Here is a 14,766-nt window from a genome sequence, read left to right as displayed (position 1 = left end):
CATCCTGGGGCCTGCCACGACACGGCGAGCCCCGGGGCACGCAACGCCGCCAGCCGACGCGACCTCACTATGCTGGCCCCACAGCCGCCGGACCCCCGGCACGCGCCACCGAGGAGTCATCATCACCAGCGAAGCCAGCCTCAGCTACGTCGAGGGCTACCTGAGCGAGGACGACCACCTCGCCGACGCGCGCCGCCGAGCCGACGAGGTGGGCGTGAGCCCGATCGGGGCTGCCGGTGGGGCGACACTGCGCTTCCTGGCGTCCGTGCTGGACGCGCGTGCGGTCGCCGAGGTCGGCACGGGCACGGGCGTGTCCGGGCTGTGGCTCCTGCGCGGCATGGCCGACGACGGCGTGCTCACGTCGGTGGACCTCGAGGCGGAGCACCAGCGTCACGCCCGGCAGGTCTTCACCCAGGCCGGGGTCGCGCCGCAGCGCTTCCGGCTGATCGCCGGGTCTGCGCTCGACGTCATGCCCCGCCTCACCGACGAGGGCTACGACCTGGTGTTCGTCGACGGCGACAAGGTCGAGTACGGCGAGTACCTGGAGCAGTCACTGCGCCTCGTGCGCGTGGGCGGGGTCGTGGTCTTCGACAACGCGCTCTGGCACGACCGCGTGGCCGACCCCGAGCGCCGCGACGCCGAGACCGTCGCGATCCGCGAGCTGCTCACGCAGGCCGCCGTCGACGAACGACTCGTGCCGGCCCTGCTCCCGGTGGGCGACGGCCTGCTGGCCGTGCGCCGCGTGGCCTGAGCGCCCGGCTCAGGTCTCGAAGGCCGGCGCCGAGCGGAAGCCGGCGGGCCCCCGCACCACGGCGACGATCTCGCAGGCCTCGATGAGCTCGGGTGGACTGCCGATGATGCGGCTGCCCGGGAGCTCGGCGGCCCCGGACTCCATGTCGGCCTGGAACGCGGCGCGTGCCTCGGCATTCACGAACACGTAGGTGCCCTCGAACCACTCGCCCTCGCGGGCGCGCCAGGACTTGAACCGCAGGCCCTCGAGCCCCGCGAAGCGGGCGAAGCTGACGTCCTCGATGTACGCGCGCAGCTGCGCGAGGGTGTCCTCGGGTGCGCCGGTCAGGGACCAGCGCATCGTCAGACCGAACAAGCTCAGACAGCCTTGAGCGCGTCGCCGAGCGTCTCGGCTTCCTCGTTGTTGAGCTCGACCACGAGACGTCCGCCGCCCTCGAGCGGGACCCGCATGACGATGCAGCGGCCCTCCTTGGTGACTTCCATCGGTCCGTCACCAGTACGAGGCTTCATGGCCGCCATGGGTTCCCCTTCCATTCGGTGACCGCCTTCCGGTCGCCTCAGGTTCCTATTATCTCTCATGCCCCCTCATCACTTCCCACCGGTGCGAAGGACGACGTGAGCACTTCAGGTCAGGACCACGACAGCACGACGCCACACCCCTCCGCTCCGGGCGTGACGCGGGTCGACCTGCGCACCCGGTCCACCCCGGGGACGGGCACGATCGGGCCCGGATCGGCCACTCGACGTGTGCGTGACGCACTCACCACGCCCGGTGTCCGATGCCTGCTGCTCGTGCTCGACGAGTCCTCCGACGGGCTGGACGACGACACGGTCCTGGCCGTGGCCGATGCCTCGATGCCGGCGGTGGCTGCCGTCCTGGGGCCGATCGACGGGCACGCCACCGCCCTGGCTCTGGCCGCCGACCTACGGGTGGCCGCAGCCGACGCCACGGTGCGGGTGGAGCCCCTCGTGGGCGGCACGAGCGTCACCCTCCCGGGCGCCGTGGGCGAGGCGACGGCACGTCTGCTCCTGCTCGCGCCGCGGGCCGTCACCGCCACCGAGGCGCGACGCATCGGCCTCGTGCACGAGGTGCACACGGCTGACCGCGTGTCGAACGCCGCCACGGCGCTGGCCGCGGCAGTGGCCGACCGCGCGGGCCGCGGCGCCGCAGTGCGTCGGGCCTTGTCACCCGAGGGAGCCGGCACCAGCGTGGCGCGCGCCGTCGAGAACGAGGCCCGCCTGCGTGCCGTCGTGGACCTGCATCCTCAGGACTGAGCCGAGCGGGTCCGACGGGCCGAGCAGGCGACGGCTCCACGGTCACGGGACCGTGCTGGAGCCGTGAGGTCAGGCGAGCCTGCGCTGCTCCTCGGCCTGCTGCTGCCAGGCGAGCAGCTCGGTGCGTGCCTCGAGCTCGGCGCTCTGGCTCGCGGCCAGCTCGTCGCGCAGACGGCGCACCTCCGCGCGCGTGCCGAGCAACGAGTCGCGCGTCTGCTGGAGCTCTCCGTCGAGGGCGCCGGCGCGACGGGCGGCGGCCACGTGCTCGGCCTCTGCCTGGGCCAGGGCGACCTCAGCCTCGGCGATCTGCGCGGCCAGGTCCTCGATGCGGGTGTCGCGCACCTGCACCTTCTCGGCCATGGTGTCGGCGAAGGAGACCTGCTCGCGCTTGCGGCGGGCGGCCTCGCGGCTCTGCTCGTGAGCGGTGACCGCGCGGTCGCGGGCCCAGTCTCGACGCACCTGCGCGGTCTCGTTGGTCAGGAGCCGGGCGGCGACGGAGCAGACCGTCACGGCATAGGCGACCGCGACCGCGAGAGCGGCGACGGTCGCGACCACGATCGCCGCCGTGCCGGCGACGAGGGCGGACACGATGAGGACGACGGCAGCGAGGGTGCGCGCGGAACGGCGGCTGCGTCGAGCGGCGGAGCGGGGGGTGGTCATGGCGACAGGCTAGATCTCCCGGCCCCGTCGACACGGGAGCCACACCGTGACGCAGGGGACGGATGTGACAGGAGTGGTGCGTCAGGACCGTCGGGCCACGCACCCGACGAGGTGGTCGTCGACCATGCCGGTGGCCTGCATGAGGGCGTAGGCCGTGGTGGGACCGACGAACCTGAAGCCGCGACGCTTCAGCTCCCGCGCGAGGGCGGTGGACTCCGGCGACGTCGCGGGCACGTCGTCGACCGAGCGGGGCGCGACGTGCTCGTCGGGCGCGAACGACCACACGAGGTCGCTCAGGCTCTCGCCCAGCTCGAGGGTGGCGCGGGCGTTGGAGATCGTGGCCTCGACCTTGGCACGGTTGCGCACGATGCCGACGTCGGTGAGCAGCCGCTCCACGTCGGCGTCGTCGAACCGGGAGACCAGGGCGGGCACGAACCCGACGAAGGCGGCCCTGAACGCCTCGCGCTTGCGCAGGATCAGCGACCACGACAGCCCGGCCTGGAAGGCCTCCAGGCTGAGTCGCTCGAACATGGCTCGGTCACCGCGCAGCTCGCGCCCCCACTCCTCGTCGTGGTAGCGCTGCAGTGCCGGGTCGCTGCCCCAGGGACAGCGCTCGATCTCGTCGGGTCCCGTGACCGTCATGGCCCGATCCTGCCAGGCGCCGCGGACACACCGGTACGATGAGCCGCTCGCCGACGTCGTCGCCGCCGCACTCCCCTCGCCACTCCTCCACAGCCCGGAGCCCGACCGTGTCCCCCAGCCGCGCCCGCGTGCTCGCCCTCGTCGAGTCGTCCCGCTTCCAGTGGTTCATCATCGCGGTGATTGTCGTGAACGCCGCGGTGCTGGGCCTCGAGACCTCCCCGCAGCTGGTGCGCGAGGCCGGCTGGCTCGCCCCGCTCGGCTGGGTGACCGTGGCGGTCTTCGTGGTCGAGATCGGTCTGCGGATCTTCGCCCACCGCGGCGCGTTCTTCCGTGATGGCTGGAGCCTGTTCGACCTGTTCGTGGTGGCGGTCGCGCTCATCCCCGCCTCGGGTGCCTTCGGCGTGCTCCGGGTGCTGCGCGTCCTGCGGGTACTGCGTCTGCTGTCGGCCGTGCGGTCCATGCGTCGCGTGGTCGCGGCTCTCGTGGCCACGATCCCGGGCATGGTCTCCATCGGCGCCCTGCTCGTGATGCTCGTCTACGTGTCGGGCGTCGTCTCGACGCAGCTGTTCAGCACGACCGATCCCGAGCACTTCGGGGACCTGCCGACGTCGTTGCTGAGCCTGTTCCAGGTGATGACCGGTGACGACTGGGCCAACGTCGTCAGGCCGGTCACCGACGCCCATCCCGCCGCCTGGGTCTTCTTCATCTCCTACATCCTCGTCTCGACCTACATCGTCCTGAACCTGTTCATCGCCGTGGCCGTGGAGGCGCTGGAGATGCAGAAGGAGGACGACAAGCGCGAGATCGTGGAGGAGGTCGAGGAGAGCGAGCGCCTGGTGCTCGACGCGGTCACCGAGCTGCGCGCCGAGGTGGCCGCGCTCCGCGAGGAGATCAGCCGGCGCGGCTGACCCGCCGACGCTGGCGCGAGGCCTCGTAGAGCACGACGGACGTGGCGTTGGCCGCGTTGAGCGACGAGGCCGTCCCGGTCATCGGGATGTGCACCACCAGGTCGCAGGCGTCCCGCCATGCACTCGAGAGGCCACGGGTCTCGTTGCCCGTCACGACGACGGTCGGGCCGGTCAGGTCGGCGTCGGCCAGCTCGACCTCGCCGTGCTCGTCAGTGCCCACGACGGTGACGTGGCCCAGTGCGCGGCGCGCCGCCTCCACCCACGCGAGCACCTCGCGCGGGGAGCCCAGACGCACCGTCGGCACGGTCAGCGCCGACCCGGTGGACGCCCGCACCGCTCGCGGCTCGTACGGGTCGCACGCGTGGCCGCACACCACGAGACCGGTGCCGCCGAAGGCGTCGACCGACCGGGCGATGCTGCCGACGTTGCCCGGGCTCGACGGTCGGTCGAGCACCACCGTGAGCAGGTCCGCGGGAACCGGGAGCCGCGCGACGTCGTCGGCGGGCTGGACGACCACCAGCACGACCTCGGGTCGGTCCTGCTCCTGCTCGGCGAGCTCGGCGAGCAGCTCCGCCGACAGCTCGTACGGCGTGGCACCGGACGCGACGGCGCGGGAGAGCACGTCCCGGGCCCACTGCGACGGGCTCGGCCGGTCGTCGTGGAGCACGGCGTCGACGACCAGGCCGGAGCGGTCGACGGCGTCGAGCGCCACCGTCACCGGTCGCACGCCCTGCACGAGCATCCGACCGAGCTGGTGACGCTTGCGCCGGTTCCCCAGCAGCGCCTCCCACTGTTGGAAGGCGGCGTTGCGCGAGGTGACCCTCACGACGGCGCTACGCGGAGGTGACGGCGTCGAAGTGGGCGACCGCCTCGTCGACGTCGTCGGTGAGCAGCACGAGGTCGAGGTCGGCCTCGTTGATCTTGCCGTCGGGCAGCATCGTGTCGCGGAGCCAGTCGATGAGGCCCTGCCAGTACGCGGTGCCGAAGAGCACGATCGGGAACGTCGTGATCTTGCCCGTCTGGGAGAGGGTCAGCGCCTCGAACAGCTCGTCGAGGGTGCCGAAGCCGCCCGGCATGACGATGTAGCCCTGTGAGTACTTGACGAACATCGTCTTGCGCACGAAGAAGTAGCGGAAGTTGATGCCCAGGTCGACCCACTCGTTGAGTCCCTGCTCGTGCGGGAGCTCGATGCCAAGACCCACCGAGACGCCACCGCAGTCGCTGGCGCCACGGTTGGCCGCCTCCATGGCGCCCGGACCACCACCGGTGATGACGGCGTACCCGCGCTGGCAGAGCTTCTCGGCGACCTCGCGGGCCTTCTCGTACATCGGGTCGTCGGGCTTGGTGCGGGCCGAGCCGAACACCGACACGGCCGGTCCCAGCTCGGAGAGGGCCCCGAAGCCCTCCACGAACTCGGCCTGGATGCGCAGCACGCGCCACGGGTCGGTGTGCACCCAGTCCGTCGGTCCGCGCGAGTCGAGCAGACGCTGGTCGGTGGTGCTGGTGGGGATGCGATCGCGGCGCAGACGCACCGGACCCTTCTGGTAGCTCATGCGGTCAGCCATCTCCTGAGGGCGTCCTCGACGGTGCGCAGGTGCGCGACGGGGACGTGTTCGTCCTGCTTGTGGGCGTAGATCGGGTCACCGGGTCCGAAGTTGACCGCGGGGATCCCGAGCTGCGTGAACTGGGCGACGTCGGTCCAGCCGAACTTGGGGCGGGGCTCCGCGCCGACCGCAGCGACGAACGCGGCTGCCGCCGGGTGGTCGAGACCGGGCATGGCGCCGGGGGCGGAGTCGGTGACCGTGAGCTCGAAGCCCTCGAACACCTCCGTGAGGTGGGCCAGCGCGTCGTCCTCGCTGAGGTCGGGGGCGAAGCGGTAGTTGACCGTGACGGTGGCCAGGTCGGGCACCACGTTGCCGGAGACGCCCCCGCTGATGCCGACGGCGTTGAGGCCCTCGCGGTACTCGAGCCCGTCGATGACGACCCGGCGTGGCTCGTAGTCGCGCAGCCGGACGAGCAGCTCGGCGGCGTCGTGGATGGCGTTGTGCCCCATCCAGGAGCGCGCCGAGTGGGCGCGCTCGCCACGGGTGACGACGTCGACGCGGATCGTGCCCTGGCAGCCGGCCTCGACCGAGGCGACCGACGGCTCCATGAGGATCGCGAAGTCACCCTCGAGCAGCTCGGGGCGCTCCCGGGCGACGCGGCCGAGGCCGTTGTACTTCGCGGCGATCTCCTCGGCGTCGTAGAAGACGTACGTGACGTCGCGGTTCGGGTCGGGCAGACCGGCGGCGAGCCGCAGCGCGACCGCCACGCCACCCTTCATGTCGCAGGTGCCGAGGCCCCAGAGGGTGTCTCCGTCGAGACGGGTCGGGAAGTTCCCGTTCGCCGGGACGGTGTCGAGGTGCCCCGCGATGACGACCCGCTCCTCCCGGCCGAGGTCGGTGCGCGCCACGAGCGTGTGGCCGTCGCGCACGACGGTGAGGTGCGGGGCTGCCTCGAGCACCGCGGCGACGGCGTCGGCGATCTCCGCCTCCTGGAGGCTCTCCGAGGCGATGTCGCACAGGTCGACCGTCAGCCGGACGACGTCGCGCGAGGGGTCGAGGACGGCCATGGCGCCCACTCTAGGTCTCGCTCCCCCGGGTTCCCGTCACCCGGCCCGGGCGAGACGGATGTGTCGTCCGGTGCGGCGGGTGCGGTGACCTCGCATGTGGTGCTGCGTCGCTGTGGCTGAGCCTTCACTCGCTGCTGCGGCGCTGTGGCTGAGCCTTCACTCGCTGCTGCGGCGCTGTGGCTGGCGTTCTCGTGCTGCTGCGTTGCTGTGGCTGGGCTTCCACTCGCTGCTGCGTCGCTGTGACGCCGAGTGGGGTCGTTCTCCGAAAGTGCCTCGACCGGAGCGGGGGTCTGGGCCCGGGTGGGTCTGCGGGGCGCGGCCACGATTCTCCAACTGCGCGGAATCCACGCACGATTCGCCCTTCGCGTCGACCGTCCCTCGCGAAGGAAGCACCGTGGCGACGACTTTGGCCCCGTACGGGCAGGGATTCTCCCTCTCCGTGGAACGGTCCGCGCAAAGGGAGAATCCCTACCCCACTCAACGCGCGACTCTCCCGTGCGGACGCAGGATTCTGCCTTCGCGTGCCGAAGCCCGAACGATGCTGCGTTCACGACGGGATCCGGGCGCGAACACAGCATCCTTCACCCCCTCACGCACGAACGCAGAATCCTGCGTCCCCCGGAGCCACGCTCCGAGAGCCCGACCAAGCCCGGACCCGTCCGCCGGTCGAGGCCCTTTCGCAGACCGACCCGCCTCGCAGCCACAGCGACGCAGCAGCAAGAACGCGCACAGCCGGGGCTACGCAGCCGCAGGCCGAGACCCAGCAGCAGCGACGCAGCCGCAGGCCGAGACCCAGCAGCAGCGACGCAGCAGCGAGGACAGACCCAGCCACCTGAGAGCACGGCGACTCACGTTGCGGCTCCCCCGGGCGTGGGTAGCGTCCCGAGCATGGAGCTCACCGACGCCCGCGCCCTGGTCATCGGCGCCACCGGCGCCCTCGGCGGCGGCATCGCCCGCGCCCTCCACGAGGCCGGCGTCTCGCTGGCGGTCACGGGGCGTGACGCCGATCGGCTGGCGGCGATCGGTGAGGAGCTCGGCGCCCCCACGTTCGTGCTCGACGTCGTCGACGTCGAGCGTGCGTCGGCGACGGTGTCGCAGGCCGTCGACGCGCTCGGCGGGCTCGACCTCCTGGTCGTGGCCACCGGCGTCCCGGCGTTCGGTCCGGCGGTGGACGCCGACCCTGCCGTGGTCGAGGAGCTGTTCGCCGTGAACACGCTGGGGGCCACCGGCGTCGTGCGTGCCGCACTCCCCCACCTCGACGGTGGCGTCGCGGTCGTGCTGTCCGCGATCCTGGCCGACACTCCTACGGCCGGCATGGCCGACTACTCCGCGGCGAAGGCGGCGCTCTCGGCGTGGCTCACCGTCGCGCGCCGCGAGCACCGGCGGAGCACGCGCATCGTCGACGTGCGTCCGCCGCACCTCGACACCGACCTCGCGTCCCACGCGCTCTCCGGTGAGCCGCCGCGCCTGCCGGAACCACTGCCGGCTGCCGACGTCGTCGACGCCGTGCTGCGCGCGGTCGGCGACGACAAGGCGATCGAGGTCGTGTGGGACCGGCGCGACGGGCTGGTCGTGCGGTGACGCAGTAGCGTCGTGGACATGAGCCTCGACCCCGTCACGACCGACCTCCTGGACGACGCGTTCGGACGCGTCCGCGAGCTCGTGGAGCAGCAGTGCGCCGACCTCGACGAGTCCACCGCGACGTTCCAGGTCGACGACGGCGCCAACACGCCCGTCTGGCTGCTCTGGCACCTCGCCCGCGTGCAGGACGACCACGTGGCCGCCCTGGCGGACGTGCCGCAGGCGTGGGACACCTGGGCCGAGCGGTTCGCTCCGCACATCGGCGACGGCATCGAGCACGGTGACATCGGGTACGGCCACGACCTCGAGCAGGTGCTCTCGGTCCGACCTCCCTCCGAGCTGGTCGACGCGTACCACGCGGACGTCCACGCGCTCACGCGTCGATACCTCCGGACGCTCGACACGACCGAGCTGGCCCGGGTGGTCGACGAGCGCTGGGACCCGCCCGTCACCGCGTCGGCGCGCCTCGTGAGCGTGCTGGGCGACACCCTGCAGCACCTGGGCCAGGTCGCGTTCGTGGTCGGCGTGGCCCAGCGACGCACTCCGTAGGTCCTCCCCACCGTGACGCGCGGTCGTCGTCGGCCCACTCGTCGGGCTCAGACGTCGTGCGGCGTGAAGCGGTGGAACAGGACGTGGTCCTGCCACTGCCCGCCGATCTTGAGGTAGCGCGGCGCGCGTCCGAACGACTCGAATCCGGCACGCCGGAGCACGGCCTGGGAGCGCTCGTTGTGGGCCAGCGTGGCGGCCTGCAGCCGATGCAGCTCCAGGACGTCGAACGCGTGGGTGGTGATCTCCTCGACCGCGCGGGTCATCAACCCTCGCCCCTGCACGTCGGCGGCCAGCCAGTAGCCGACGTGGGCGTTCTGGAAGGCGCCGCGCACCAGGTCGTTGAGGTTGATCTCTCCGACCACCCGGTCGCCGTCGAGCACGACGAAGTACGCGCCCCGGCCCTGGACCATGGCCTCGAGTCGCCTCTCGAGGAGGTCGAGCTGGCCCTCGACGGTGTAGAAGTCGGCCTTGCGCTCGGGGCTCCAGGGGTCGAGGTGCTCGCGGTTGGTCGCCCACAGGTCGGCGAGGACCTCGGCGTCCGCGGGGTCGGGGACCCGCAGCACGCTCACCACGTGGCGCCTCGCTCGGCGAGCGCCTCGGCCAGGGTCGCCACCGCGCGCGGGCCGATGCCGTGCAGCGCGGCCACCTCGTCGCGATCGCGAGCAGCCAGCTCGTCGAGCGAGCCGATGCCGGCGCCGTGGAGCGCACGCCGTGCCGGGGCACCGATCGCGCCGAAGTCGTCGTCGCCCTCGGCAGCAGCCCTCGCCGCGTGCACGGACGCGTCGACGGCACCGGCCGGTGCGCAGTGCCGCCACGCCTCGTGGACCCAGTAGTTGAGCGCCATCCCGTCGATCGCGGTCAGGTCGACCAGGACGCCCGACGAGGTGGTCTGCACGCCGGGCAGCTCACCGGCCATGCGGGTGCGCGGCTCGATCCCGAGCGAGAGCGCCGCGCGCCCGTCGTCGGCGAGGGCGGCGAACACCGTGCCCGCGACCGCCCAGCCCCGTGTGGGGCCGACCTCGACCTGCTCGGCGCCCTCCTGCGCGAGGGCCGCCTTGCGCAGCTGCGCCCGGGACGTCACGCAGCGTCCTCGTCGAACACGCAGAACTCGTTGCCGTCGGGGTCGGCCATGACCGTCCAGGCCACCTCGCCGTCGGGTCGGCGCAGCACGGTGGCGTCGAGGGCCTCGAGGTCGGCGACGCCCGCGCCAGGGACGAGCGTGACGTCCCAGTGGAGCCGGTTCTTGACCGTCTTGGGCTCCGGCACCTCACAGAACACGATGCCCTCGAACGGCATGCCCGGGACGTCCTCCAGCCAGCTGAAGCCCTGCTCCTCCTCGCTGCCGACCGTGCCACCCCACACGCCCTGCCACCAGGCCGCCGCGGCGCGGTGGTCGGCGACGTCGACGCACAGCTCGTAGAGCCGGTAGTCGGGGACGTCGTCGCGGACGAACGTGCAGATCTCGTCGCCCTCGGGGCCGGCGACGACCGCCCACGGGAACTCGCCCTCGGCGCTGAGCCGCGTGGTCCCGGGCAGCAGCGGCGCGGCGGCGTGTACGTCCAGGTGCACCCGGTCCTTGACCGACTTCCGCTCGGGCACGACGCAGGGCCACACGGTGTGCCGAGGGGTGGGTCCCTCGAGGTGCACCTCGCCCTGCTCCCCCGCCGCACCCTCGTCGGGCACCACGCGAAGACCCAGCGTCTCGGCCCAGAAGGCCGCGGACGCGTGCAGGTCGTTCACGTCGATGCAGAGGTCTTTGTAGGTCACCAGCGCCATGCGGTCCACGCTAGGTCCACTCACCGACCGGCGCCAACGACGGATCGGTAGGTTGAGGGCCATGAGCGAGCAGAGCGCGTACGGATACGGCCTGGCCACCCTCACCGAGGATGCCGACGTCCTCGACGTCTGGTTCCCCGAGCCCCGGCTCGGCGCCCCCGGGCACGACCCGGAGCCCGAGGAGCTCACGGCACTCACCGGTGAGGACCCGGTGCGCCAGGTCCGCAAGGCCGTGGTGCACGTGGTCGCGCCGGACCTCTCGGCCCCGCCCGCCGACGTCTACGACGTGTGGCTGCGCCTGCACCTGCTCTCGCACCGTCTCGTCCAGCCGCACGGGGTCAACCTCGACGGCCAGTTCGGGCTGCTCACGAACGTCGTCTGGACCACCATCGGTCCGTGCGCGGTCGCCGGGTTCGAGCACACCCGCGCCCGCGCCCGCGCCGCCGGCCTCACGGCCAACGTGACCAGCATCGACAAGTTCCCCCGGATGACCGACTACGTGATCCCCTCCGGTGTGCGCATCGGCGACGCCGACCGCGTGCGCCTCGGCGCGCACCTGGCCGAGGGCACGACCGTCATGCACGAGGGCTTCGTGAACTTCAACGCTGGAACGCTGGGCCACGCCATGGTCGAGGGCCGCATCTCGGCCGGTGTCGTCGTGGGCGACGGCACCGACGTCGGAGGCGGCGCGAGCATCATGGGCACGCTCTCGGGTGGTGGCACCGAGGTGATCTCGATCGGCCGCAACAGCCTGCTCGGGGCCAACTCCGGCATCGGGATCTCGCTCGGCGACGACTGCGTGGTGGCCGCCGGGTGCTACGTCACGGCGGGCACCAAGGTGCGCACGCCGGACGGCTCCGTGGTGAAGGCAGCGGAGCTGAGCGGGCAGGACAACCTGCTGTTCCTCACCAACAGCGAGACCGGTCAGATCGAGGCGCGGCCCCGTGGCGAGCGACGCGGCATCGAGCTGAACTCCGACCTGCACGCCAACTGACTCCAGCCCGACCAGGGGCCAGGCGCCCGGTCGGATTCACGTCGTCTGCCTAGGCTGACGACGTGAAGCTGCGCTGGGTCCTCCTGGGCGCCGTCCTCGTGGCCGGTGTCCTGGTGGCGGTCGTCGTGACCGATCGCACGCCGCTGCGCACCGAGTACTGCGTGGCGCGGGTGGGCGAGACGCGTGCGCAGGTGGACGTGGAACAGGCGCGCTGGTCGGCCCTCATGGCCGCGACGGCGCAGAACCGCGGGCTTCCCCCACGCGCCACCACGATCGCGATCGCGACCGCCTTCCAGGAGTCCAAGGTCCGCAACATCGACTTCGGCGACCGGGACTCCGTGGGTCTGTTCCAGCAACGTCCGTCGCAGGGGTGGGGCACGGTCGAGCAGATCCTCGACCCGCACTACGCCATCGGGAAGTTCTACGACGGCCTCGTGAAGGTCGACGACTACACGTCGCTGGAGATCACGGTCGCGGCGCAGGAGGTGCAGCGCTCGGCGTTCCCGGGCGCCTACGCCCAGCACGAGGACTACGCCCGTGCCCTCGCCTCCGCCCTCCGGGGCTACAGCCCCGCCGCGTTCACCTGCCAGGTCAACGCGGTCGGCGGCGGTTCGGTGCGGACCGTGGCGGCCGACGTGGACAAGGCGTTCGGGGAGATCCCCCGCAGCACCGACGACGCCGAGGACGCACTCACGTACCGCCTCGACGGCGACGCCGCCGACGTGCGGGCGCGGGGGTGGGCCCTGGCGCACTACCTGGTGGCCAACGCGGCCGACCTGCAGGTCGCCTCGGTCTCCTTCGACGGGCTGCGCTGGACCGCTGCGTCCTCGCCGGACGGCTGGGTCGCCGACGAGGGCGCCCGCGACGACCGTGTGGTCATGTCCGTCCGCTGACCCGGCGGGGGTGCCGGGCTACGGGCGGCGAACGACACCGGCGGTGTGCTCGTCGACAGGCTCGGGGACCAAGGGTGTGAGACCCGCCCTACTCACGGGTCACGAGTCCCGGCCATACTGTCGGGCAGTCCCGACGTCTGCAGGAAGAGACCCGCGTGCGCAACCCCCGTGCATTCCTCCGTCCGCTCGCCGTCGGAGCTCCCGCTCCGCTCGCCGAGGTGCCGTTCCGTCCGAGCCGGATGATCCACTTCTTCGACCCGAGCAACGAGAAGATGGCGGCGAAGGTCCCCGACATCGCCTCGAAGGTCGACATCATCCTCGGCAACCTCGAGGACGCGATCAAGACCGAGAAGAAGGAGGCCGCACGCCAGGGTCTCGTCGACATCGCGAAGGCCACCGACTTCGGCGACACGCAGCTGTGGGTGCGCGTCAACAGCCTCGACTCCCCCTGGGTCCTCGACGACCTGACGACGCTGGTCACCGAGATCGGCGACAAGCTCGACGTCATCATGGTGCCCAAGGTCGAGGGCGCCCAGGACATCCACTACGTCGACCGTCTGCTCGCCCAGCTCGAGGCGAAGGGGAACGTGCAGAAGCCGTTGCTCGTGCACGCGATCCTCGAGACCGCGCTCGGCGTGACGAACGTCGAGGAGATCGCCGCCGCCAGCCCGCGCATGCAGGGCATCAGCCTCGGCCCGGCCGACCTCGCGGCGAGCCGCCGCATGAAGACCACGCGCGTGGGTGGCGGCCACCCGGGCTACCTGGTGCGCCAGGACCCCACGGGCGAGGACCTCACCGAGGGCCGCACGACGTACCAGCAGGACCTCTGGCACTACACCATCGCGCGCATGGTCGACGCCTGTGCCGCGAACGACATCCTCCCGTTCTACGGACCGTTCGGTGACATCAAGGACGTCGTGGCCTGCGAGGACCAGTTCCGCAACGCGTTCCTGCTGGGCTGTGTCGGGGCGTGGAGCCTGCACCCCGTGCAGATCGACATCGCCAAGGCGGTGTTCTCGCCGAGCGCCGAGGACGTGGCGCACGCCAAGAAGGTCGTCGAGGCGATGGGCGACGGCTCCGGTGCCGTGATGATCGACGGCAAGATGGAGGACGACGCGTCCTGCAAGCAGTGCCTCGTGATGCTCGACCTCGCCCGTGAGCTGGCCGACCGCGACCCCGAGCTGAAGGAGCTGTACGACCTGTGAGCACTCCCGCCATCCGCCCCCGCCGCTCCGTCCTCTACATGCCGGGTGCGAACGAGCGCGCCCTGGAGAAGGCCAAGACGATCGACGCCGACGCGCTGATCCTCGACCTCGAGGACTCCGTCGCACCCGACGCCAAGGTGCAGGGGCGTGAGAACGTGTGCGCGGCCGTCCAGTCCGGCGCGTACGGCCATCGCGAGCTCGCGATCCGCGTGAACTCCATCGGCACCGAGTGGCACGACGACGACGTCCGCGCCGCCGCGGCAGCCGGACCCGACGCCGTGCTCGTGCCCAAGGTCGAGTCGGCCGAGCAGGTGCGGGCGCTCGTCGCGGCGCTCGAGCAGCACGGCGCCCCGGAGCACACCCAGCTGTGGGCCATGATCGAGACCCCGCGGGCCCTCCTGCACGCCGAGGAGATCGCGGCCGCGCACGAGCGCCTCACCGTCGTCGTCATGGGGACGAACGACATCGTGAACGAGACCTACGGCCTGCACGTCCCGGGACGCAACGCCACCGTGCTCACGTCGCTGGCGTGGACGCTCCTGGCGGTGCGCGCCGCCGGCAAGGTGATCATCGACGGCGTCTACAACGCGGTCAAGGATCCGGAGGGCTTCGAGGCCGAGGCCCGCCAGGGTCGCGAGATGGGCTTCGACGGCAAGACCCTCATCCACCCCTCGCAGGTGGACCCGGCCAACACGATCTTCGCGCCGTCGGACGACGACGTCGAGCGGGCGACCGGCCTCATCGAGACGTTCGAGGAGGCCAAGGCCGCGGGCCAGGGCGTCGTGACGTTCAACGGCAAGATGGTCGAGGAGCTGCACGTGCGCGATGCGCGACGCATCCTCGCCTTCCACGAGGCGCTCGCGGGTCGCTGACCCGGCCCGACGCGACGAGGGCCCCGTCCGGTGGACGGGGCCCTCGCGCG

At 71.9% G+C, this 14,766-nt stretch carries 19 protein-coding genes; 9 read left to right on the top strand and 10 right to left on the bottom strand.

The genetic code is table 11. The annotated features are described in order from the left end of the window. Positions 1–121 precede the first annotated feature (121 nt). Positions 122–751 carry an O-methyltransferase gene (locus tag NUV38_RS09245; protein WP_055970181.1) on the top strand — a complete coding sequence of 210 codons (630 nt, stop codon included), beginning with the start codon at positions 122–124 and terminating at the stop codon, positions 749–751. Positions 752–760: 9 nt separating this feature from the next. Here the strand turns inward: NUV38_RS09245 and NUV38_RS09240 are convergent, their stop codons facing one another. Further along, a complete protein-coding gene (locus NUV38_RS09240; RefSeq protein WP_257728846.1) occupies positions 761–1,090 on the bottom strand; it encodes a hypothetical protein in 330 nt (109 codons plus the stop codon). Positions 1,091–1,107: 17 nt separating this feature from the next. Then, entirely contained in the window at positions 1,108–1,269 is a 162-nt protein-coding gene (locus NUV38_RS09235; protein ID WP_162237311.1) for a DUF3117 domain-containing protein, read from the bottom strand. 153 nt (positions 1,270–1,422) lie between these two features. On the opposite strand from NUV38_RS09235, the gene NUV38_RS09230 reads away from it, so the two are divergent. After that, positions 1,423–2,025 carry an enoyl-CoA hydratase-related protein gene (locus NUV38_RS09230; protein ID WP_257728845.1) on the top strand — a complete coding sequence of 201 codons (603 nt, stop codon included), beginning with the start codon at positions 1,423–1,425 and terminating at the stop codon, positions 2,023–2,025. 69 nt (positions 2,026–2,094) lie between these two features. On the opposite strand, the gene NUV38_RS09225 is transcribed toward NUV38_RS09230, so the two are convergent. Further along, positions 2,095–2,685, bottom strand: coding sequence for a hypothetical protein (locus NUV38_RS09225; RefSeq protein ID WP_257728844.1), 591 nt, complete (start codon positions 2,683–2,685; stop codon positions 2,095–2,097). Between the two features lie 81 nt (positions 2,686–2,766). Continuing rightward, complete coding sequence (locus tag NUV38_RS09220; RefSeq protein WP_257728843.1) at positions 2,767–3,327, bottom strand: DNA-3-methyladenine glycosylase I; 561 nt, start codon at positions 3,325–3,327, stop codon at positions 2,767–2,769. A 107-nt stretch (positions 3,328–3,434) separates the two neighbouring features. On the opposite strand from NUV38_RS09220, the gene NUV38_RS09215 reads away from it, so the two are divergent. Further along, on the top strand, positions 3,435–4,235 hold the full coding sequence (locus NUV38_RS09215; RefSeq protein ID WP_257728842.1) for an ion transporter: 801 nt from the start codon (positions 3,435–3,437) through the stop codon (positions 4,233–4,235). Here NUV38_RS09215 and NUV38_RS09210 read toward each other — a convergent pair. From NUV38_RS09210 to dapE, 3 genes are read right to left on the bottom strand one after another with little or no spacing between them, the layout of a single operon-like run. Further along, positions 4,219–5,061, bottom strand: coding sequence for a TrmH family RNA methyltransferase (locus NUV38_RS09210; protein ID WP_257728841.1), 843 nt, complete (start codon positions 5,059–5,061; stop codon positions 4,219–4,221). The genes NUV38_RS09215 and NUV38_RS09210 overlap by 17 nt on opposite strands. A 7-nt stretch (positions 5,062–5,068) precedes the next feature. Continuing rightward, the gene (locus NUV38_RS09205) at positions 5,069–5,788 is read right to left on the bottom strand and encodes a TIGR00730 family Rossman fold protein (protein ID WP_257728840.1); all 720 of its coding nucleotides are present in this window, start codon (positions 5,786–5,788) and stop codon (positions 5,069–5,071) included. After that, entirely contained in the window at positions 5,785–6,846 is a 1,062-nt protein-coding gene (gene dapE / locus NUV38_RS09200; protein ID WP_257728839.1) for a succinyl-diaminopimelate desuccinylase, read from the bottom strand. Before dapE ends, NUV38_RS09205 begins: the two co-directional genes overlap by 4 nt. Before the next feature lie 888 nt (positions 6,847–7,734). On the opposite strand from dapE, the gene NUV38_RS09195 reads away from it, so the two are divergent. Both NUV38_RS09195 and NUV38_RS09190 read left to right on the top strand, forming a co-directional pair. Next, positions 7,735–8,427, top strand: a complete 693-nt coding sequence (locus NUV38_RS09195) for an SDR family oxidoreductase (protein WP_257728838.1) — start codon at positions 7,735–7,737, stop codon at positions 8,425–8,427. A gap of 18 nt (positions 8,428–8,445) precedes the next feature. Next, positions 8,446–8,976 (top strand): DinB family protein, encoded by a 531-nt coding sequence (locus tag NUV38_RS09190; protein WP_257728837.1) that lies wholly within the window; start codon positions 8,446–8,448, stop codon positions 8,974–8,976. A gap of 47 nt (positions 8,977–9,023) precedes the next feature. Here the strand turns inward: NUV38_RS09190 and NUV38_RS09185 are convergent, their stop codons facing one another. Genes NUV38_RS09185 through NUV38_RS09175 form a run of 3 tightly spaced genes read right to left on the bottom strand, consistent with a single transcriptional unit; the run spans position 9,024 to position 10,752 of the window. Then, positions 9,024–9,545 (bottom strand): GNAT family N-acetyltransferase, encoded by a 522-nt coding sequence (locus NUV38_RS09185; protein ID WP_257728836.1) that lies wholly within the window; start codon positions 9,543–9,545, stop codon positions 9,024–9,026. Beyond that, entirely contained in the window at positions 9,542–10,057 is a 516-nt protein-coding gene (locus NUV38_RS09180; protein WP_257728835.1) for a helix-hairpin-helix domain-containing protein, read from the bottom strand. Before NUV38_RS09180 ends, NUV38_RS09185 begins: the two co-directional genes overlap by 4 nt. Continuing rightward, positions 10,054–10,752, bottom strand: a complete 699-nt coding sequence (locus NUV38_RS09175; RefSeq protein WP_257728834.1) for a VOC family protein — start codon at positions 10,750–10,752, stop codon at positions 10,054–10,056. The genes NUV38_RS09180 and NUV38_RS09175 overlap by 4 nt, the downstream gene beginning before the upstream one ends. Positions 10,753–10,813: 61 nt before the next feature. Here NUV38_RS09175 and dapD point away from each other — a divergent pair, with 61 nt between their 5' ends. The 4 genes from dapD to NUV38_RS09155 all read left to right on the top strand — a co-directional run bounded on the left by dapD (position 10,814) and on the right by NUV38_RS09155 (position 14,716). Then, positions 10,814–11,746: a 2,3,4,5-tetrahydropyridine-2,6-dicarboxylate N-succinyltransferase gene (gene dapD / locus NUV38_RS09170; protein WP_257728833.1), complete on the top strand. Its 933-nt coding sequence runs from the start codon at positions 10,814–10,816 to the stop codon at positions 11,744–11,746. Between the two features lie 62 nt (positions 11,747–11,808). Continuing rightward, complete coding sequence (locus NUV38_RS09165; RefSeq protein WP_257728832.1) at positions 11,809–12,639, top strand: hypothetical protein; 831 nt, start codon at positions 11,809–11,811, stop codon at positions 12,637–12,639. Between the two features lie 155 nt (positions 12,640–12,794). Next, the gene (locus NUV38_RS09160) at positions 12,795–13,844 is read left to right on the top strand and encodes a CoA ester lyase (protein WP_257728831.1); all 1,050 of its coding nucleotides are present in this window, start codon (positions 12,795–12,797) and stop codon (positions 13,842–13,844) included. Further along, positions 13,841–14,716, top strand: coding sequence for a CoA ester lyase (locus tag NUV38_RS09155; protein WP_257728830.1), 876 nt, complete (start codon positions 13,841–13,843; stop codon positions 14,714–14,716). Before NUV38_RS09160 ends, NUV38_RS09155 begins: the two co-directional genes overlap by 4 nt. Positions 14,717–14,766: the final 50 nt, after the last annotated feature.

Origin of the sequence: Aeromicrobium sp. 50.2.37 (assembly GCF_024655735.1) — a bacterium.
GTDB lineage: Bacteria > Actinomycetota > Actinomycetes > Propionibacteriales > Nocardioidaceae > Aeromicrobium.
Note: the sequence above shows the minus strand (reverse complement) of the source record. Positions and strands in the feature narration are given on the sequence as shown.

Coding starts and splice junctions, on each gene's coding strand:
- NUV38_RS09240 (WP_257728846.1), bottom strand. CDS start 1,090: ATGCGCTGGTCCCTGACCGGCGCACCCGAGGACACCCTCGCGCAGCTG.
- NUV38_RS09235 (WP_162237311.1), bottom strand. CDS start 1,269: ATGGCGGCCATGAAGCCTCGTACTGGTGACGGACCGATGGAAGTCACC.
- NUV38_RS09225 (WP_257728844.1), bottom strand. CDS start 2,685: ATGACCACCCCCCGCTCCGCCGCTCGACGCAGCCGCCGTTCCGCGCGC.
- NUV38_RS09220 (WP_257728843.1), bottom strand. CDS start 3,327: ATGACGGTCACGGGACCCGACGAGATCGAGCGCTGTCCCTGGGGCAGC.
- NUV38_RS09205 (WP_257728840.1), bottom strand. CDS start 5,788: ATGAGCTACCAGAAGGGTCCGGTGCGTCTGCGCCGCGATCGCATCCCC.
- dapE (WP_257728839.1), bottom strand. CDS start 6,846: ATGGCCGTCCTCGACCCCTCGCGCGACGTCGTCCGGCTGACGGTCGAC.
- NUV38_RS09195 (WP_257728838.1), top strand. CDS start 7,735: ATGGAGCTCACCGACGCCCGCGCCCTGGTCATCGGCGCCACCGGCGCC.
- NUV38_RS09190 (WP_257728837.1), top strand. CDS start 8,446: ATGAGCCTCGACCCCGTCACGACCGACCTCCTGGACGACGCGTTCGGA.
- NUV38_RS09175 (WP_257728834.1), bottom strand. CDS start 10,752: ATGGCGCTGGTGACCTACAAAGACCTCTGCATCGACGTGAACGACCTG.
- dapD (WP_257728833.1), top strand. CDS start 10,814: ATGAGCGAGCAGAGCGCGTACGGATACGGCCTGGCCACCCTCACCGAG.